The sequence below is a fragment of the Vibrio sp. R11-SG3-ISO9 genome (assembly GCF_059834255.1).
Map to the genome: position 1 here is coordinate 1 of NZ_JCBDGU010000018.1, position 19,092 is coordinate 19,092.

General features: G+C 44.6%; 19 protein-coding genes. 12 read left to right on the plus strand and 7 right to left on the minus strand.

Annotation, left to right across the window (positions count from 1 at the left end; translation table 11 throughout):
* Window positions 1–156: 156 nt before the first annotated feature.
* Both AC6R05_RS05980 and AC6R05_RS05985 read right to left on the minus strand, forming a co-directional pair.
* A complete protein-coding gene (locus AC6R05_RS05980; protein ID WP_032550331.1) occupies window positions 157–477 on the minus strand; it encodes a heavy metal-binding domain-containing protein in 321 nt (106 codons plus the stop codon).
* A 20-nt stretch (window positions 478–497) separates the two neighbouring features.
* The gene (locus AC6R05_RS05985; RefSeq protein ID WP_500646876.1) at window positions 498–1,403 is read right to left on the minus strand and encodes a LysR substrate-binding domain-containing protein; all 906 of its coding nucleotides are present in this window, start codon (window positions 1,401–1,403) and stop codon (window positions 498–500) included.
* A 91-nt stretch (window positions 1,404–1,494) separates the two neighbouring features.
* Between AC6R05_RS05985 and AC6R05_RS05990 the strand changes: the two genes are divergently transcribed.
* Window positions 1,495–2,469: a DMT family transporter gene (locus AC6R05_RS05990; protein ID WP_500646877.1), complete on the plus strand. Its 975-nt coding sequence runs from the start codon at window positions 1,495–1,497 to the stop codon at window positions 2,467–2,469.
* Here AC6R05_RS05990 and AC6R05_RS05995 read toward each other — a convergent pair.
* Window positions 2,441–5,344, minus strand: coding sequence for an HD domain-containing phosphohydrolase (locus tag AC6R05_RS05995; protein WP_500646878.1), 2,904 nt, complete (start codon window positions 5,342–5,344; stop codon window positions 2,441–2,443). The genes AC6R05_RS05990 and AC6R05_RS05995 overlap by 29 nt on opposite strands.
* 157 nt (window positions 5,345–5,501) lie before the next feature.
* Here AC6R05_RS05995 and AC6R05_RS06000 point away from each other — a divergent pair, with 157 nt between their 5' ends.
* The 4 genes from AC6R05_RS06000 to AC6R05_RS06015 all read left to right on the plus strand — a co-directional run bounded on the left by AC6R05_RS06000 (window position 5,502) and on the right by AC6R05_RS06015 (window position 8,891).
* Window positions 5,502–6,248 carry a phosphatase gene (locus AC6R05_RS06000; RefSeq protein WP_500646879.1) on the plus strand — a complete coding sequence of 249 codons (747 nt, stop codon included), beginning with the start codon at window positions 5,502–5,504 and terminating at the stop codon, window positions 6,246–6,248.
* A 130-nt stretch (window positions 6,249–6,378) separates the two neighbouring features.
* Complete coding sequence (locus AC6R05_RS06005; protein WP_500646880.1) at window positions 6,379–6,774, plus strand: cytochrome b562; 396 nt, start codon at window positions 6,379–6,381, stop codon at window positions 6,772–6,774.
* A 232-nt stretch (window positions 6,775–7,006) separates the two neighbouring features.
* Complete coding sequence (locus AC6R05_RS06010; protein ID WP_500646881.1) at window positions 7,007–7,357, plus strand: hypothetical protein; 351 nt, start codon at window positions 7,007–7,009, stop codon at window positions 7,355–7,357.
* 109 nt (window positions 7,358–7,466) lie between these two features.
* On the plus strand, window positions 7,467–8,891 hold the full coding sequence (locus AC6R05_RS06015) for a PepSY-associated TM helix domain-containing protein (RefSeq protein ID WP_500646882.1): 1,425 nt from the start codon (window positions 7,467–7,469) through the stop codon (window positions 8,889–8,891).
* A 99-nt stretch (window positions 8,892–8,990) separates the two neighbouring features.
* Here AC6R05_RS06015 and gloA2 read toward each other — a convergent pair whose 3' ends face one another.
* Window positions 8,991–9,374: an SMU1112c/YaeR family gloxylase I-like metalloprotein gene (gene gloA2, locus AC6R05_RS06020; RefSeq protein ID WP_500646883.1), complete on the minus strand. Its 384-nt coding sequence runs from the start codon at window positions 9,372–9,374 to the stop codon at window positions 8,991–8,993.
* On the minus strand, window positions 9,368–10,306 hold the full coding sequence (locus AC6R05_RS06025; RefSeq protein WP_500646884.1) for a LysR family transcriptional regulator: 939 nt from the start codon (window positions 10,304–10,306) through the stop codon (window positions 9,368–9,370). The genes gloA2 and AC6R05_RS06025 overlap by 7 nt, the downstream gene beginning before the upstream one ends.
* A gap of 241 nt (window positions 10,307–10,547) precedes the next feature.
* Between AC6R05_RS06025 and AC6R05_RS06030 the strand changes: the two genes are divergently transcribed.
* Together AC6R05_RS06030 and AC6R05_RS06035 are read left to right on the plus strand one after the other, a co-directional pair.
* Window positions 10,548–11,792 (plus strand): MDR family MFS transporter, encoded by a 1,245-nt coding sequence (locus AC6R05_RS06030; RefSeq protein ID WP_032550343.1) that lies wholly within the window; start codon window positions 10,548–10,550, stop codon window positions 11,790–11,792.
* Window positions 11,793–11,845: 53 nt separating this feature from the next.
* Complete coding sequence (locus AC6R05_RS06035) at window positions 11,846–12,658, plus strand: helix-turn-helix transcriptional regulator (protein WP_500646885.1); 813 nt, start codon at window positions 11,846–11,848, stop codon at window positions 12,656–12,658.
* A 33-nt stretch (window positions 12,659–12,691) separates the two neighbouring features.
* Here AC6R05_RS06035 and AC6R05_RS06040 read toward each other — a convergent pair whose 3' ends face one another.
* The gene (locus AC6R05_RS06040; protein WP_150868700.1) at window positions 12,692–13,441 is read right to left on the minus strand and encodes an EAL domain-containing protein; all 750 of its coding nucleotides are present in this window, start codon (window positions 13,439–13,441) and stop codon (window positions 12,692–12,694) included.
* Window positions 13,442–13,798: 357 nt separating this feature from the next.
* Here AC6R05_RS06040 and AC6R05_RS06045 point away from each other — a divergent pair, with 357 nt between their 5' ends.
* Both AC6R05_RS06045 and tdh read left to right on the plus strand, forming a co-directional pair.
* Complete coding sequence (locus AC6R05_RS06045) at window positions 13,799–14,992, plus strand: glycine C-acetyltransferase (protein ID WP_150897293.1); 1,194 nt, start codon at window positions 13,799–13,801, stop codon at window positions 14,990–14,992.
* A gap of 81 nt (window positions 14,993–15,073) precedes the next feature.
* A complete protein-coding gene (tdh, locus tag AC6R05_RS06050; protein WP_004742453.1) occupies window positions 15,074–16,105 on the plus strand; it encodes an L-threonine 3-dehydrogenase in 1,032 nt (343 codons plus the stop codon).
* A gap of 111 nt (window positions 16,106–16,216) precedes the next feature.
* On the opposite strand, the gene AC6R05_RS06055 is transcribed toward tdh, so the two are convergent.
* Window positions 16,217–17,254, minus strand: coding sequence for a phage integrase (locus AC6R05_RS06055; protein WP_150868816.1), 1,038 nt, complete (start codon window positions 17,252–17,254; stop codon window positions 16,217–16,219).
* 133 nt (window positions 17,255–17,387) lie between these two features.
* Here AC6R05_RS06055 and AC6R05_RS06060 point away from each other — a divergent pair, with 133 nt between their 5' ends.
* The 3 genes from AC6R05_RS06060 (at window position 17,388) to AC6R05_RS06070 (ending at window position 19,041) form a co-directional block, all read left to right on the plus strand.
* Complete coding sequence (locus tag AC6R05_RS06060) at window positions 17,388–17,768, plus strand: hypothetical protein (RefSeq protein ID WP_500646886.1); 381 nt, start codon at window positions 17,388–17,390, stop codon at window positions 17,766–17,768.
* Between the two features lie 129 nt (window positions 17,769–17,897).
* The gene (locus AC6R05_RS06065) at window positions 17,898–18,707 is read left to right on the plus strand and encodes an HNH endonuclease (RefSeq protein WP_500646887.1); all 810 of its coding nucleotides are present in this window, start codon (window positions 17,898–17,900) and stop codon (window positions 18,705–18,707) included.
* Window positions 18,694–19,041 (plus strand): nucleotide pyrophosphohydrolase, encoded by a 348-nt coding sequence (locus AC6R05_RS06070; protein WP_500646888.1) that lies wholly within the window; start codon window positions 18,694–18,696, stop codon window positions 19,039–19,041. The genes AC6R05_RS06065 and AC6R05_RS06070 overlap by 14 nt, the downstream gene beginning before the upstream one ends.
* Window positions 19,042–19,092: the final 51 nt, after the last annotated feature.

The following is a 19,092-nucleotide window of genomic DNA, read 5'->3' on the forward strand; positions in this document are numbered from 1 at the left end:
CTAAAGAAGAGAAGGGTGCCTTTTATGCACGTATTTCTGAGTTCGACAAATTGGTAGAAGGTCATCAAGACCAAGCTAGCTAACCTTTAGAGCCCCAGAACCATAAGTAGATAAAAGCAAAGCCCTTTGGTGATATTACTAAAGGGCTTTGTTGTATTAATCGACGACCACCGCTGTGCCACTTGCTGAAACCATCAGCATGCCGTTGCCTTGACCTAGTACTTCGTAATCAATGTCGACACCAACAACTGCGTTCGCACCCAGCTCTTGAGCTTTTAGTTCTAGTTCTTGAAACGCATAAGAACGTGCTTTTTCGAGCTCTTTTTCATAAGTGCCAGAACGGCCACCAACGAAGTCTCGAATGCCAGAAAACATATCTTTAAACACGTTTACGCCGAGGATGGCTTCTCCGGCAATCACACCCTTGTAAGCGACGATGCGTTTTCCTTCAATCGACGGGGTTGTTGTCACGATCATAATGCCGTTCCCTTATTGGTTTAGTCTGTGTGGTTCGAGGTAAATTGTGCCCGTAACCATGCTCTTAGTTTTAGCACACTTTCATTTTTGAGTTTGTTATCTGAACAGACAAAGTAATAGTCTTGATGCGGGTTTGAAACAGGCTCGCTAATCTCAACCAAAGCTCCGTGTTTTATGTCGTCACGAACAAAGAGTCGATGAGTGACAAGTATGCCAAGAGAGCGTGTCGCTGCTTGTACCGCCTGAATGGAGACATCAAAGGAGAGGTTGGTGCTGAAGAAGGGCATAGGTAATTGGTGTGCATCACACCACACCTGCCAGTCGTGTTCCCTACGTGGGTTAAAAACACCGATAACGGGGTAGGTCTTGATCAGCTCTTCCATTGATTGCGAATCTTGCTCTTTGACTAAATTGGGACTCGCGACTAGCACTAGCTCATCGTCACCAAGTTTTTCACAGTAGTAATCTTGCCACTCTCGCGGTTTTCCATGTACTAACGCAATATCGACACCCTCTTGATCGAGGTCGAAGTAACCGATGCGGTTAGAGAGTCGAATATCTAGGCTTGGTGAGTCCTGTTGCAGCATAGGAACTCGAGGTATCCACCAGTGTAGCGCCAGAGAGTTGACCATATTGACGGTTAATCGGTTTTCCTTTGGTGTATTGGCTAACTGATCTGTTGCGTCGACAATCTGCTCGAGAGCAGGAGCGACTTTTCGATAGTAGCGCTTACCATCAGCATTAAGAACTACGCGTCGCCCGACACGCTGGAATAGGGGTTTATTGACTTGCTGCTCTAACGATTTGATCGCTTGGCTCACTGCGGAGTGGCTAACAAACAGCGCCTTAGCGGCTTCGGTCATGCTCCCTGTCTCAGCAACAGCGACAAAAGCATAGATTGACTTTAATGGAACGAGTTTCTTCATAAGTAAGTTTTCCTTACAGTTCTGGTTAATATTACTCGCTATTTTTTGTCGTGTCAGCCTTCTAGAATAAAGCACATAGGAGGTGATAATTATGTCTGATATTACCAAGGCCACCCTGTTTATGGTGGTGTCTACATTTAGTCTGTCAGTCGGCGGGCTTGCAGCGAAATACCTCGCTGAAATCATGCCAGTAACCTTGCTCGTTTTTTCTAGATTCTTCTTTCCTGGGCTGATTTTATTGTCGATCTTAGTTTTCGTTCGATTGCGTAAACCTAGTCGTGCATTACTCAAACCGATTATATCGCGAGCTTTATGCATGACAGCTTGTCAGCTCTGTTTTCTATCATCGCTACAGAGCTTAACCTTAGTTGAAAGTATCGTTTTGTTTAGTACTGGCCCATTGTTTATCCCAGTGTTAGAAAAATTAATATTTGGCGTGAAATTTAACCCAAGGATTTTGGTTTGCTTAGGGATGACGTTTACCGGTGTCGTGCTAATGGCAGGCAATCTCTCTGAGTTCGATTTTAAACCCGCGATCTTAGTTGGCTTAATGGCTGGTTTCTTTAATTCAGGCTCACAAGTGAGTTTATATAGAGCATCAAAGGGGGAATTGTCGCCAGCAGAAATGAATGCTTGGACCTTCTTGATCGCCGCTCTACTAGCGTCACCAATCATGATTTATAGCTTGGTGGGTATTGTGTCGCTCGATCAGGCACTCATTACCAATGTGGGAGAAGGGTTTACGCTATCGAATTATTATTGGGTAGGGTTGGTGTTGGCAATGTTTGCGGTGTTTACCATTAATACGCAAATATGTCGCGCAAAAGCCTACCGACTGGTAAGCAGTGGCTCTCAACTGGCCCCGCTGATTTTCACTACACTTTTGTTCAGTGCGATTTGGCAAGCTTTGTTGTTCGACGACACATTTTCGAATCAGAAGCTATTTGGTATCGGGCTGATTATTTTTGCCAGCATGGTCAATACCTTCTTGTCTCATCGAAAAAACAAGCTTGCTCTCAAGTTAGGCACCGAACGTCCTAAAACAGTGAACGAATGTAGGCCCTAACTTTCTCTATGTGTTGTGGGGTATCAACGTCACTGTGTTGCTCTGGCTCAAGAAAGGCATCGGCATAACGCTTGTAGATGTCTTTCTCCAAGAACAGCAAATAGAGCTTAGGGTCAATGTGCCCAGTGGTCGCCATACGAGTCATGATTTTTAAAGACTCTTCTAGGGTTTTGCCATGTTTATAAGGGCGATCGCTTGAGGTCAATGCCTCGAACACATCGGCAATTGCGACCACTTTGGCTTGGATAGAGAGTTCGTCATCGTCCAATCCAAATGGGTAGCCTTTGCCATCGATTCGTTCATGATGATAACTGGCGATCTTTGGAATCTCTTTAAGATGCTCAGGGTAGGGGAGCTTATTGAGCATCACCGACGTTTGAATAATATGATCGTTAATCATAAAGCGCTCTTCTGGGGTTAAGGTTCCGCTGCGCACCTTAAGGTTATAAAGCTCTCCTCGGTTGTACTTTAACTCTCCAGGTTTGAGTACATAGTCCTCTTGCCATAGGTCTTGTGGGCTTAGACCTTTTTCCCACGGCACACAGTGCTGGGGTTTGTCTGCGAGCAGTGGTTCCATTACAGGTAATTCGGGCTCTTCCTCATAACGAATCTTTTCTGTCCATGCGATGCCGACTTGATCACTGAGTGTGCGTTTCCATTTGTGCTTAGCGATTTCATCGAGTCGAGCTTGATTCTCTTCCTCCATTCTCTCGGACCCGATGTTACATTGAGCAACAAACGCGAAATCTTCATCGAGTTGTTGATGTTTACTTTTCAGTTTCTCTAGCTCTTTTTCTGGAAGTGAACCATTGGCGACGGCTTTCCAGTAGTCGGTTTCTGCTTGCTGTTTAAGAAGCTCAAAACGCATTCTGATCTCGTGAATTCGGTCACAAAGGGTTTCGAGTTTGGTGGCCTTGTCGACCACGTATTCTGGCGTTGTTACCTTACCGCAATCATGCAGCCACGAAGCTAAGCTCAGTGCTTCCCACTGTTTTTTGTCTAGTGCAAACAGCGGGTAGTAACGGTCATCTTTAATCGCTGCTTCGGTTAGCCATTGGGTGAGCTCAGGAACGCGCTGACAATGCCCACCTGTGTATGGCGACTTGGTATCGATAGCCGAAGCAATCAACTCGATGAAGGCATTGAGCATCTCTTTCTGCTGTTGCATTTGGTCAATGTTGTCTTTGGCAATTTCAGCAAAGCTCAACAGCTCGCGAAGAAAGGCGTGTTTATCCGACTGCATTTCTGATATCGCACGTTCGTAACCGATGATCACAATGCCGACAAGTTGTTTCTCTCGATTAAGAAGCGGGAAGAAGTACAGATCTGAGTTGAAAATTGTGGCGTGATACTGGTTAAGTGCATTTTCGCTTCTATCGAGATGGACCACTTCACCCATTTTGAGTTTCGCGAGTAGCCAAGGCGTATCCTTAACAAACTCGTTGAGGTCAGCCTTGAATGGGATGATGGCGTGGTTCGCCGCAATCTCAAACTGCTTTTTCTTGTTGTCGTAGGCATACAACAAGATGGTTTCGGCTTTAGTGATTAGGTAGCTCTGGTGGGCAATGGTCTTAGCCAAAACCGAGAAGTCTTGATTACCTGCGGTATCACGCAACAGGGCAATTAAATCATGCAGTGTATGTTCCATGAGTTCGATGGAGTGGGCTAAATTCGCGACTTCGTTGATCATGCTCTTAGGATAGTGGGTACGCTTAAAATCGAAGCGCGCGATGTTATGCGTCAGCTCCATCAGCTTTTTGATTGGCATAGAGAGACGATTTGCGACAACCCATACCAACCCAAAACAGATGAACAGAAGAATAATGGCAACGGTGACCTGCCTATCCCTCATCGATATTAAGTCGGCAAGTAAATCGGTGTGAGGCGTCGCTTCGGCGAGAAACAGAGTCACATTGGCGGTGAGCTCTACAGGCGTTAGCGTTAATGCCCAAGCATTGAGGTTGTATTCAACACTCTGAATGCTCTGTTTGGCAGCCCTGTTATCGCTTAAAAGTGGAGCAAGCACTGTCTCTTTAAGCACATTATTGGCTTCGCGAGAGTTAAATCGCATTGGACTGGTGATTGGCGCAACAGCATCGAGATCGAGTTGGTGATGCCCGAGTAAGTTCAGATGACGGTCAAACAGCGCCAAGCGGCTTTGCTCCGAGAAGGCGAGATCGCCAATCTGAGCGGATAGGGAATTGAGGGTAAAATCCGCACCAATCACATACTGCTGGTCACTGGATCGTCTAGAGAGAGTTATCCCCGGCGTCTTGAGGAAGAAGAACTGATATGGTTCAGATAGCTGGATAGAACCGTCTCGCTTTGCATTGATAAACCAAGGTCTGGTTCTTGGGTCGAAGAGGTCTTGTCCTGTCTCTTGTTGGCTAATGACTTGGTGTGCTCCGTCTAGAAAAGTGATTCGAGTGAGTCCATTGGTGGCGGTTTCGGTCACCATCATGGTCGCTTTGGAAGGCGCACTATGCTCTTGACGTTGTTTGTTGGTTTTTATCGGGCGGAACAGTTTGAAGTCACCATTTTCTGAGCCGTAAAACAGAGCAACTAAGCTTGGGCTCTGCTGAAAGATAAGGTCCAGAGATGAGAGCCAAGCATGGTACTCATTTTGAGTCGTGTCGTGGGTGATAAATGGGCTGACCGCCAGTACGTTGAGCGCTGTGACCACAGGAGCGACCGATTGTTTAAACACTAACTCAAGCTTGTTGCTGTGTTCTTGGCTGACCTCTTCAATGGTTCCAAGAAGCAGTTGTTGAGAGTGCTTGTAACTCATTGTGATCAATACCGTTCCGACAATGCTGGTCATGACCAAAAACAGCGTCGTGATGTGAATGCTCAAGGGGTAGCGTTTTTTTCTCATTCGCAATTACCAATCAAGTGACTGGTTTAAGTATTGTAGAAGCTGAAAAGGTTGCAAAAAAATGACCTAACTAAAGCATCATCGGTATGCTAATTGTCACTTTGAGCTGATAGACTGATGACAGCATCAAGATAAGAGTTCGGAGTGAAGCGCAAAGATGAAATTACAAGTTGATACCCACACCCATACCTACGCCAGTGGCCACGCATACAGCACTTTAATTGAGAATGCTAAAGCAGCCAGTGAGCGAGGTCTTGCGATGTTTTGTACGACGGATCACTCAGAATCTATGCCGGGCGCGCCTCACTACTGGTTTTTCAGCAACCAACGTATTCTTCCTCGCTTTATTGAGGGTGTCGCCATTATCCGCGGCGTTGAATCGAATATCATGAATACGGATGGTGAGATTGACGTACACCCGAGTGTAGATAAGAACCTCGATTGGGCTATCGCAAGCTTTCATGAACCTGTTTTCCGCCCTGCAGATAAAGCGGCTCATACTCTGGCGCTTATCAACGTGATCAAGGCTGGCCGTATTGATGCACTCGGGCATTTAGGTAACCCGAACTTTGACTTTGATTTTGAAGCCGTGATTGATTGTGCGGTTGAGCACAATGTCGCTATCGAGATCAATAACACTACGCTGAAAGGCAATAGCCGTATTGGTAGTGTTGAGCGTTGTTATGAAATCGCCAAAATTGCCAAGGCAAAAGGAGCATACATCACAACCGGTAGTGATGCGCACTTTTGCGCGGATGTCGGCGGCCTAGACCTCGTTTCTCAACTGCTTGATGAAGTCGGTATGCCGCCAGAGCAAGTGATTACGCATTCTCCTAGCCAGTTTCTGCGCTTTTTAGCACTGCGTGGGCGTGATGAGATCCCAGAATATTCAGATCTTGTTTAAGAGAATGTTGGCGGGTTTGCATTTCGTCACAATCATTTTTTGTGTGTGCGGCATTTTTGTATAAACTAGCGCTCACAAATAAAGTCATAAGCACCGTAAACAAAAAGGTGTATCTTCAACTGGAGAAACAATGAAAAGTCGCTCAATTCTTTTATCTGGCCTGATTGCGGCCTCGGTGATGTCGGCATCAGCGTTTGCAAGCGTAGACCTCAAGAAAAACATGCAAGAGATGAAGCTTGCATTCAAACAAGCTGCAGAAGCTCAAAGCATTGAAGAGATGCAAAAACCAATGGTACGTCTAGATACTTTGGTTGCTGAGCTGAAAACGGGTTCTTACCCAGCGGAGAAAGAGCAAAACTTCATGGAAGGTTTCTCTAAGATCCAAGCATCAATTGATTCGATTGAACAGAAGCTAGAACAAGGCCAATTCGAAGAAGCGAAGCAAGAGCTACGTACGATTGATGGCCTACGTGAGCAATACCACGAGAAGCGTAACCCAAGCATCTGGAGCAAGCTATTCGGCTAACCTTTTGATGCTCCGCTTTGAGAGTATCCCTTAGGTCATACAAAATTCTAAACGCCACACCGGCTTTTGTTGGTGTGGCGTTTTTATTTCGAGCTAACTGACTATGTGAATGATATCAATAATGTGCGTTAGCTTAGGTTTTTAACATAATGTTAATTAATCCGTTTAAACGCCTATTTAGCTGATTCATAATGTTAGAAATTTATAAACCCTATTTATAGATTCGTACTAGATGCGTCAAACGTCGTTCAATTATTCCATGCTATGGGTTACCGCTTTAAGCTGGACGCTCATTACACTGATGCCTGTTATCAATGCTCATGGTAACAGCGCAGGCGTGTGGGCGACGTTATGTACGGTAAATGGGTTTGAGCTAGTACAAGTTGAAGAAGGTGAGCCGCAAACACACAATGGTAAGCCGTGTCCTTTTAGCCACTTTTCTAGCTTCCATCACGATGAAATTCCAACTGCACTACTGACAACTCGACTGAGTTTGATTGTCTCAGACAGCTACGCTTTTTTGGCTCTAAGCGAGGCGTTTAAGAGACATTCTCCCAGAGGCCCACCTCAAGCTATTTCCTAACTTAAATAACAACAAATAAACAACACACAGTAAAGTTAATCTGCTCACACCTTTCCTCACTTTCTGATGACCTCAGAAGGTGTTTTGGTGCGTGCAAAAGGAAATATCAATGTCGAGAATTGAATCTCAATCTGCCACTTCGGCTCGAAGTAAAACCCTCTATTTTCTCACTTGGCGATGGCACTTCTACGCAGGCCTGTTCGTTATCCCATTTATGTTGATGCTGAGTATAACTGGACTGGTGATGCTACTTGATGACGAGCTTGAAAGTGCATTTTATCCAGAAGCACTTATCGTTCAAAGCAGTGCCACTGATACGATGGTACCGATTAGCGACCAGCTAAATGCGGTCAAAGCGCAATACCCTGATGGAACAGTCACTCAGTTCATTACCGCAAAGTCTGAAAGCTTACCAAATCGTTTCTCGGTCAACTTGTCAGACGGCCGCTCGGTTTTCGCTACTGTCGATCCATACTCTGGAGACATCATCGGTGAGATCCCGCGCAGCGAGAGTTGGTATCAGCTGGCAAATGAAATACATGGCACCTTACTAGTAGGGGATTGGGGCGACTATTTGATCGAGGTGGCAACGAGTCTCTCTATCCTTCTTTTAGTCTCGGGTATCTATTTATGGCTACCGCGTGACAATGCAACTAAAGCTGGATTCTTAAAGATTCGTTTCTCATCTGGAACTCGCATTCTGATGCGCGATCTACACGCGAATCTTGGTGGTACTCTGTCTCTAGTTTTGCTGCTGTTCCTTCTCTCCGGTCTTGCTTGGGCAGGTTTTTGGGGCGGTAAAATGGTTCAGGCTTGGAGCAGTTTTCCTGCGCAAATGTGGGATGATGTACCACTGTCGGATAAAACGCATGCTTCTCTGAACCATGGTTCTGAAGAAGAATTACCTTGGAATTTAGAGCAAACACCACTACCGGAATCGCACGACCACTCCGCAATGACAGACGAGCATAGCCACCATGATGCCTCCACAGCGAGCATTTCGCTTGAGGAAGTTATGCAAACCGCGTCTAGATTGGGTTTCACCTATTATCGCGTTAACTTCCCGCGCTCTGAAACAGGGGTGTATACCATCACCGCTAATACTATGGGTGGCGATATTGTCGACCCGAGAAAAGACCGAACAACTCACCTAGACCAGTACTCAGGCCGTATTCTTGGAGAGGTGACGTGGAACGACTATAACGTGATGGCAAAGGCGCTCGCTGTTGGTATCTCTCTGCACCAAGGGGACATCAGTATCGTGAACAAAATCCTAAACGTTCTGTTCTGCTTGGCCTTTATTGCAGTGTCAATCACTGGCGCAGTCATGTGGTGGGTGCGCCGCCCTGCGGGTAAAGGAAAGTTGGGAGTGCCGCCTAAGTTTGAAGACGCAGGTATTTGGAAAGCGGGCTTGGTGACTGTGGTTCTTATCTCTGTACTGTTCCCATTAGCCGGAGCAACGATAGTCATCGCGATGTTACTTGACTGGCTGCTGTTCTCACGTGTTGAAAGATTGAAGATGGCTCTGAGTTAGATAGCTTTGAGCTAGATGTAACGCCGCCCCTTGATGCGTATTACTCAGCGAGAGGCGGTATATTGATTTAAACGGCTAATGCTATGTATTCTATGGTTTTTACGCCTGATAAAGCTCCAGAGGCAGTCCATCAGGGTCTGCGAAAAAGGTAAACTCTCGACCAGTGAACTCATCTACTCTAATGGGTTCGACTTCCACGCCTTTGCTTTCTAGGTAGCCTTTCATTTGTTGAACGTCATCGACACAGAAAGCTAAATGTCTTAACCCTTGAGCTTCTGGAAAACTCGGCCTTTCGGGAGCATTTGGGAAGCTGAACAGTTCAATTTGAGCACCACTCGGTAATGCTAAGTCGAGTTTGTAAGACTGACGTGCTTCTCGATAGTTCTCGGCAACAATTTCCAGTTTTAGAGTCTCGGTATAGAAGCGTTTCGAGACTTGATAGTCAGAGCAGATAATTGCTGCGTGGTGGATTCCTTTCAGCACAGTTTTGTTTCTCCTGCCAGTTTGTCACTTAAGTGTTCCATAGCGTAATCAATGAAAACGCGCAGACGCGCTGGCATGTATTTCGTTTGAGCAAATTGCATTGCGATAGCGCCGTGGTAGTTACTTTTGATTGTCCAGTCATTGAGGACTTGAACGACGCTTCCTTCAGCGAGCGCATCCTGAATCACGAAGTCGTGGAAGATACCGATTCCCAATCCTTCTTGTACCCCTTTTAAACGCATTTGTGAGTGGTTTACTGCGTAGCGTCCACTGACCGATACCGTGTGGAACTCATCATCTTTAAGGAAATCCCAAATATGGTCTTTGTCGGTCTCCGCAAGGTACAGACAGTCATGTTGGCTAAGATCTGTCGGGTGTGACGGCGTTCCCTTATTCGCAAGGTAATCTGGGCTTGCGCACAATACGAGGTTGGTTTTGCCGAGCTCCTTAAGCACCAAACTCTCATCGGGTTTATCTGTAAGGCGAAATGCGATATCAATTCCCTGACGCAGAATGTCGATGTCCCCATCGGCAGCGCGCAGTTTGAGTTGAATCTCTGGGTATTGATTAAGGAAAGGGACAACGAAGGGTTGCAACACAGAGTTTAAGAAAGCCTCGGGCGCTGCCACGATCAGAGAACCAGAGGGCTCAGTGTGATCAGAGGTGGAGAGCTCAACCGCTTGCTGTGCCGCATTAATCATCACTACGCTCTGGTCATACACCAGTTGACCAGCCTGGGTAATGATAAGACTTCGCGTGGTGCGTTCAAACAGCTTCACTGACAGGGCTTTCTCCAAACGGGTGATTAGCTTACTCAGCGCCGATGGTGTTACACCAAGTTGTTTGGCTGCGGCGGTAAAGCTACCCTCATTAACCACCAAAATAAAGGAGGCAAGGTCAGGAAGTAGGGCTATCAGTTTTGGGTTGATCATAACGTTAGGTACTCGGCCAGTGGGCTGATATTTCTAGAAATCGACAATCAGCATCATACGTCAAACTCCATTCAATATTAAGCGCAGTGTTTTGTGTGGCTTGTATCACATTTTAGTGGCGGATTAAGCAGAAGATTCCGTGTTTTATAAAAACAATTACCGCCTATGTATTTATTCAATCAAATACATATACTGGCTAAATAGTCATAATTAAATCAGTTGGTTAAGGGAAAGGATATTTATGGATAGATCGGAGAGCTTATTTCAAAAGCAGCGTATAAAACGGTTTAACTTTTCAGTATGGACAGTTCTGACTGGAACGTTACTCGCCCGAACAAGCTACTTTATGGCATGGCCTTTTCTGATCGTCTTTCTCTATGAAGATTACGGTGCGTCTGCGATTGAAGTCGGCACCATGCTAGCGGTATCCGCCGTCGTTGGGGCTGGAACTGGTCTCTACTCGGGCTACCTTTCGGATAAGCTAGGGCGCAAATGGGTCATGGTGCTAGGCAGTTGGATTGCCTCGATATCCTACACCGGTATCGCACTAGCGAGTGAAGTATGGCAGTTCTATGTGCTGATCATGATGACGGGTTTAATGCGCCCAATGATTGAGGCGCCAGCCAAAGCCGTCATAGGTGATAATCTCAGCGATTTGAAAGATCGTGAATTAGCACTGAACATTCGTTACTTCTTACTTAATTTGGGTGGCGCACTTGGTCCACTGATTGGTATCACTTTGGCGCTTGCCCAGCCACAAAACCTGTTCTTTGTTGCTGGTGGTACTTATGTTGTTTACGGTTTCTGGCTGCTGTTAGGAATTGAACGCAAGGGTACTTTTACCAAGCCGGATCCCTCTCAACTGCCTAATTTTGCCGCGACGCTTAATGTGATTCGCAAAGACAATATTTTTGTAAAACTGATGGTCGCCAATTTCATCATGATGTTTGTCTACGCGCAGGTTGAGTCGTCAATTCCTCAAGTCATCGTGCGCTCTTCCATCACTGATGCCGCGCAACTCATTGCTGGGTTAGTGTTGGTGAATACGCTGACGATTATTGTCTTCCAATTTCCAATGCTTAAATGGCTTGAGCATGTGCCGCTATTTGTACGAACTCGAATCGGCATGATTTTGATGGCAATTGCACAAATTGGCTTTCTTTTTACACCAAATGATTGGCCACTAGGTTGGGGAATTGCTTGTTTTATATTAAGTTTAGGAGAAGTGATTGCTTTCCCAACCCTTAATGTACAAATCGATAGAATGGCACCGCCACATCTAAGGGGTTCTTACTTCGGTGCGGCTGCACTTTACTCTCTTGGCTTTGCTATTGCGCCTCTGCTTGGTGGTGTGGTGATAGAGATGTTGAGCGCCTACTGGCTATTTGTGCTCTGTTTCATCCTATGTTTGGTGATGATTTGGTTGTACTGGTTGGCAGAGCATACCGAAGACAGTGTCGAAAGAGAGCCGATTACCCAGAGCTAGCGAGATAAGCCTTGGGTGTTAAGCGACAGATAATAACTAAGGCAACGTGAGTTATGGATAAATCGAATTTTGCACAAGAGTTAAAGTGCCTGCGTGAAGAGAAAGCTTTATCTCAGGAAGAGCTGGCTGATATTTTATCGACCTCTCATCGAGCATTTTCCGGTATTAACCAGGTGATGGTTAGTCAGTGGGAGCGTGGTAAAACGCTCCCTAGCTTTGTTCGTCGCTTAGGCATCGCCAGCTTCTTTCAACGAGAGTATGAATTCTCGGTAGATGAGATGGTGCATGTAAAAGGCGCCTCTAAGCTAATGGACACACGCTTTAATATTGATATTGGCTACGATTATCACATCACTAGCGTTGAATCGACAGATGTCAGTGCGTTGTCTGACGAGCGTTTGAGATCGATTAAGAATATGCATCAAAAGCTGTACGGGCAAGACTTTATCAAGGTTTCGAGCCAGCTTGGGATTGAACCTGCCAACATGAAAGCACTCTGTTTCCTATATAACGGTGTCATCATTGGGCACGTTATCTATGATGGTGCTTCTAAAATGTTATGTAGTCTGGCTGCGGTCAGTGTCACTATCCGACGCAAAATCTTCGATGATCTCGCTAATCGTTTTAAAGGTACCGAGTTTCGATTCCCAACGATAGATCCAGCAATGTGCCAGTTTCTTTATGACCTCTATTTTGAACCTTACACCACAAAAATGGGTATGGTGTTCTTCAAGGCTGAGATCACCAAAGTAGTGAGTAACCCATTTTCGCAGACCATTCAAAACAAACACGATATCTATTTCAAATACTTAAGGTATCAAGACCTTAAGCAGAAAAAGAAAAGCGTCGAGTTTGTTTTAGCTTAGTTGCTAGCATTGTTCTCATTGGAATGAACCCAATTACATGAGCAACATTAAGTCCGGTAGGGCGACAGGCTTGCTGTATAAAAAGCCTTGGTAACTATCAAAACCCAGTTGTTGCACTCGATTTCGAGTCGTGTGGTCTTCAACACCTTCTGCTACTGTCGAAATCCCTCTATTTCGGCAGTACTCAATCACGGTTTCGATCAGCTGTGATGCTTCGCTGACAGGTTTGTTAATCAAAGAGCGATCGAATTTCACTTCATCAATACTGAGCTTTTGAATTTTGTCGATGTCTGAATAGCCGACACCAAAATCATCTACACTAAACTTTACACCAAGCGCCTTGTAGCTCTCCATTTGAGACGCCAACGAAGAACAAAGCTCGTCATTCTCACTCAGCTCAAAAGTGAGCTGCTTAGCTGGAAAAGAGCTGTTCCAAAGCATCTCTCTGACTCTCGCCACATTATCTGGGTTTGCTAACACTTGTTTACTGATATTTACTGCCAAGTTTAACGACGGAGAAACAGCACGTATCTCAGTGAGCGCTTGCTCTAACACATTAAAGAAGATGGTCTCTTCATAACCAAGCGCAAATGCGCGATCAATGAATGTACCTGGTGCGAAGATACCGTGTTCAGGGATATCCAATCGGAAAAGCGCTTCTACTCCAATTACATCTGTATTGTCAGAGCCGTCGCTAGAGTCAGTTTTTACTTTTGGCTGGTAAAAGCATGTGTGCCACTCATTGGCGAAAGCTTCCTTGATCAATTGGTCAGATAAGTTCATTGGTCAGTGCGCTCATTTGTTAAGGGAGGCGCATTGTGGGGGCATATGCGTTTAGTCACTATATCGTTTTGCGGGAAAATTTTTTAATTCGACATAAATCGAACTATTAGTGTTTGTGAGTTCTTTTTCTAATCAGGTTGGACAATGAATTGTGACTGCCTTCATAGTTAAGGTATTTGATTCGTGCCTCAGGTTCATTAATGTTTTTCCAACTAGAGGGATAATCGAGATCGAGATGTTCTACTAGAATGTAGGCATAAGTTTTACAGTGTAAATGGCGCTCACGTCACCGTTTATACTCCCCCTATAAATAAGCAGCGAATTCGCTGTGAATAATAACTAGGAAGGAATTAGACAATGTCTTCTGCATTCTACCAACAGATTGAAAAACAAATTGAAGAAGTAAAGGCTGAAGGTCTTTACAAGTCTGAGCGTGTAATCACTTCTCAGCAGCAAGCAGCTGTTAAAATTTCAACAGGCGAAGAAGTACTTAACTTCTGTGCAAACAACTACTTAGGTCTAGCTAACCACCCTGAACTTATCGAAGCTGGTAAAGCGGGTATGGATCAACACGGCTTTGGTATGGCGTCTGTACGTTTCATCTGTGGTACTCAAGACATCCATAAAGAGCTAGAAGACAAACTATCTACATTCCTTGGTAAAGAAGACACGATTCTTTATACATCTTGTTTCGATGCGAACGCAGGTCTTTTCGAAACTATCCTAGGCAAAGAAGATGCAATCATCTCTGATGCTCTAAACCACGCTTCAATCATCGATGGTGTTCGCCTATGTAAAGCAATGCGCTTCCGTTACGCCAACAACAACATGGAAGAGTTAGAGCAGCAACTTATCGCTGCTAAAGAAGCAGGCGCTCGTCACACGCTAATCGTAACTGACGGCGTATTCTCTATGGACGGCGTAGTAGCAAACCTTCCAGCTATCTGTGACCTAGCAGACAAATACAACGCACTAGTAATGGTTGATGATTCTCACGCTGTGGGCTTCATGGGCGAAAACGGCGCTGGTACTCACGAGTTCCACAACGTTGTTGACCGTATCGACATCATCACAGGTACGCTAGGTAAAGCAATGGGCGGTGCTTCAGGCGGTTACACGTCTGGTAAGAAAGAAGTGATCGACTGGCTACGTCAGCGTTCTCGTCCATACCTATTCTCTAACTCAGTTGCTCCTGCGATCGTTAACGCGTCTATCCGTGTTCTTGATCTTCTAAAAGAGAGTGGCGAGCTTCGCGACCGTCTATGGGAAAACGCAGCACACTTCCGTACTCGCATGGAAGACGCAGGCTTCACAATGGGTGGTGCTGACCACGCAATCATTCCAATCATGCTAGGTGATGCAAAAGTAGCGGCTGAGTTCGCTGAGCGTGCTCTAGAGAAAGGCATCTACGTAGTAGGTTTCTCTTTCCCTGTAGTACCAAAAGGCCAAGCGCGTATCCGTACTCAAATGTCTGCTGCACACTCTCGTGAGCAACTAGACCGTGCTATCGATGCATTCATCGAAGTGGGTAAAGAGATGGAAATCATCTAATTCTGAGGCTTTACTCAGAATATAGATAAAAAGTTTTTTGATTCTCGCCTTACAGTTAGGCGAGATGAACTAGGTAACATTATGAAAATTAAAGCACTTTCTAAGCTTAAGCCTGAAGAAGGCATTTGGATGACCGAGGTTGAAAAACCTGAAATGGGTCATAATGATCTTCTTATCCGTATTAAGAAAACCGCAATCTGTGGTACAGACGTACACATCTACAACTGGGATGAGTGGTCACAAAACACAATTCCAGTACCCATGGTTGTAGGTCACGAATACGTGGGTGAAGTTGTTGGCATCGGCCAAGAAGTTCGTGGTTTTGAAATCGGCGATCGTGTATCGGGCGAAGGTCATATCACATGTGGTCACTGTCGTAACTGTCGTGGCGGCCGTACTCACCTTTGTCGTAACACAACAGGTGTTGGTGTAAACCGCACTGGTGCGTTCTCTGAATACCTTGTGATTCCAGCGTTCAACGCATTTAAGATCCCTGCAGAGATCTCTGATGATCTAGCATCTATCTTCGACCCGTTCGGTAACGCAGTACACACCGCGCTTTCTTTCGACCTAGTAGGTGAAGACGTGCTAATCACTGGTGCTGGTCCAATCGGTATCATGGCTGCAGCAGTTGCTAAGCACGTTGGTGCTCGTCACGTAGTTATCACTGACGTAAACGAATACCGTCTAGATCTTGCGAAGAAGATGGGCGTAACGCGCGCAGTTAACGTGATGGAAGAGAAATTAGAAGACGTAATGGCTGATCTAGGCATGACAGAAGGCTTCGATGTAGGCCTAGAAATGTCTGGCGTACCATCTGCGTTCAACAGCATGCTAACTAACATGAACCACGGCGGTAAGATCTCTCTACTAGGTATTCCACCATCAGACATGGCAGTAGACTGGAACCAAGTAATCTTTAAAGGCTTGGTTATCAAAGGTATCTACGGTCGTGAGATGTTCGAAACTTGGTACAAGATGGCTTCTTTGATTCAATCAGGCTTAGATCTAACACCAATTATCACTCACCACTTTAAGGTTGATGACTTCCAAAAAGGCTTTGACGCTATGCGTAGCGGGCTTTCAGGTAAGGTAATCCTTGATTGGGAATAGTCTAAATTAGGCTCTGATTTGCAAAAGGCGACAATATAAATTGTCGCCTTTTTTACGTCTAAGAGCGCTAAATAACGCTCTTTTACAGTGGCTGCCGCCATTTTGTCGCCACTAATTCTCTAAAGGATTGAGATGAACAGCCTGCATCAAATGCTCTGGGGCAAAATGAGAATACGCCATTGTCTGCTCGATTTTTGTGTGACCAAGAATACGCTGCAGCACTAAGATATCCCCTTTATTCATCATAAAATGCGAAGCAAAAGTATGCCGTAGAACATGGGTCGCTTGCCCATTCGGAACCTGTTCAGGCAAGGCTCTTTTTATGTAACGCCAAGCATCTTTGTAACTGGTGTTAAATATATCATGGTCGCTTACCGCTATATCTAATATCTCTTGATACAAAGATGGTGAGATAGGCACACTGCGATTCCTTTTCCCTTTTGTCTCTGTGTAAGTCAATTTGAACTCGGTTATTTGAGCGCGAGTTAGAGTGAGTGCCTCACTGATTCGTGCACCAGTTGCCAAACAAATTTTCGCGATGACAATGATTTGTGGGATTGATACCTTGATAACTCGCTTGCAGTTCTGCAGTTCATCAAAGAACTCGTCGATTTGTGGCTTGGTTAGATAGGCAAGGTGCTTCTCACTGGTTTTGATCGGCTCGATTGCTTCAAGCGGGTTGGGATATTTCCACTGATTGTACTTAATCAGCTTCTTGAACATGCCCTTCAGATAAATCAGTTCATGGTTGTGTGTGGTGGGAGATATCTTGATGGATTTATTCTTGCCCCTATAGGGGACTCGAGCTGCTCGATACGCCAGGTAGTCTCGTTCTTTAAACTGGCAGGCAATTGGGTTACCTAACTCTTCAATTGTTTTGGATATGAGATCTTTGGCTTGCTTGCCTGACTTTAGAGTATGGCCATGGATGGTCCACCAACTTTCCAAAAGCTCACTCATTCTTCGGTTATCCGGTTTAATACCCATCCATGGCTTATCGTCGACTTCTTTCATTGTGTGGAGCTCAAAAGCTTTGGCTTCGCCCTTGGTTGCAAACTTCTTTCTAACTCGCTTACCTCTGCGGCCATTTGGGTAGCATTCACAGATCCAAGGTTTCGTAGAACCATCTTTAAGATTGCGCACAGACATAATTACACCTAAAATAACTGTATATAAAAACAGTATAATTCGAGCTAAAACGTTGAACAATGTTTTATATCGGCGAAGTTGTACAAGTTTTGTAGTTTCGCCTGCATTGTTACGAGAGCTCGTTGGAGTAGGCATGTTCAAATCTATCCAAGTCACTAGCGGGTACAGTATTTTTAAGATGAATAGTGATGGACCTATAGGTGTAAATAAGAAAAACGAGGGGACAATTTCTGCACTTTTAAAGATGGGTGGTCGTGTCAGTGCACCGTTTGGTGGGTTCATTGAGGCTGGCAATATTGTAGGGTTGAAGAAGGTAAAGCTTCTAGATATCAAATATCTATGTGTTGATGATGAAGCAGAAACAATCGAGTATGTTTTGCAAAATGATCACTACCTGGTAGGTACATATAAAGATGGCCGGCTGTATATTCTCCTATTTGAAGGGAAGCCTAAACATCATCAAATAAAAGGGTTTGATCAGGATAGGACAAATAACGTGATTGGGTTATTTTGATGACTCTTTTTTAATTCACATCTTAAACATCTTCATTTATATCTATCTGATTTAATGAAGTAAAGTTGCAAAGGTTGTATTCTACCAGTGTCTCGGTACAAGCTGACACAGCTAACTAGTGGGGGAAAAATGAACTGGGTAATATACGTTGCTGAATCAACAACACACAACTTTCATCTTGGTTTAAGAGAAGGTATTTGGGGACATAAAAAGGTATTTAATACAGTTAATACCCATAATATAAAAGTCGATGACATTTTATATTTTGTACATCATTTAACTTTTATGAAGGATGAGCTGGGCAAAGTTGTACCTGGCGCTCCTAGAGTCGGGGCGGAGCATTATAAAGGTTCCATCTCAACTTTGGTAAAAGCTCGTGTAACTAAAGATTTTTACATAGATACCAAAGCAGTGTGGCCTGATGACGTTTACCCAAATCGATATCACTTTGAAGTAATTGAAACACACCGTAACCTTCTGTTCGGAGATGAATTCTTTTCTACTGAATTCGTACAAGCAGTGCAAACTTCTACTATGAGAAAAGGGTTAGCGATTGAGTTGGGCGGAGATAGCTGCGAGGTTTATTCTTCTACGGAAAAAATCGACCTAGAGCAATTTGAGGGCACGCCAGTATATCGCCGTCATGTGGTAAGAGAGCGCAACGCCAAACTAGTAAATGAAAAAAAACGAGCTGTTAAAGCTGCAAATCTTAAACTTATCTGTGAAGCGTGCAATTTTGATTTTGAGGAAACTTACGGGGAAAGAGGGGCTGACTATATTGAGTGTCATCACAAGAACCCACTGTCAGAATCAAATGGTCAGAAAACCAAATTGAATGATTTGGCGCTGCTTTGTTCTAATTGCCATCGAATTATCCATAGGAGTCGTCCGTGGATATCGGTTGAACGTTTAAAGGAGATCCTAAATGAGCGAACTTAAGCAACTGCAAGATTCTTTGGCAACCTTTGCTAAAGAGAGAAATTGGGAACAATTTCATTCACCTAAAAACCTATCTATGGCATTGGCAGCTGAAGTCGGTGAGGTTCTGGAGCATTTCCAGTGGTTAAGTGAAAAAGAAAGCTCAAACCTTACTGAGCAACAAAAATACGAGATAGGTTTGGAGTTGGCAGACGTATTTATGTATCTCCTACAATTGGCTGACAAGAGCGGAATAGACTTAATGCAAGCTTCAGAGGACAAAATAATGCTGAACGAAAAAAAGTATCCAGTAGACAAAAGTTGGGGTAATGCGACGAAGTACGATAAATTTTAGTGTTCGACTATGCTTACTTTTCAATGTATTAAAGTGTAATTATTCGTCCAA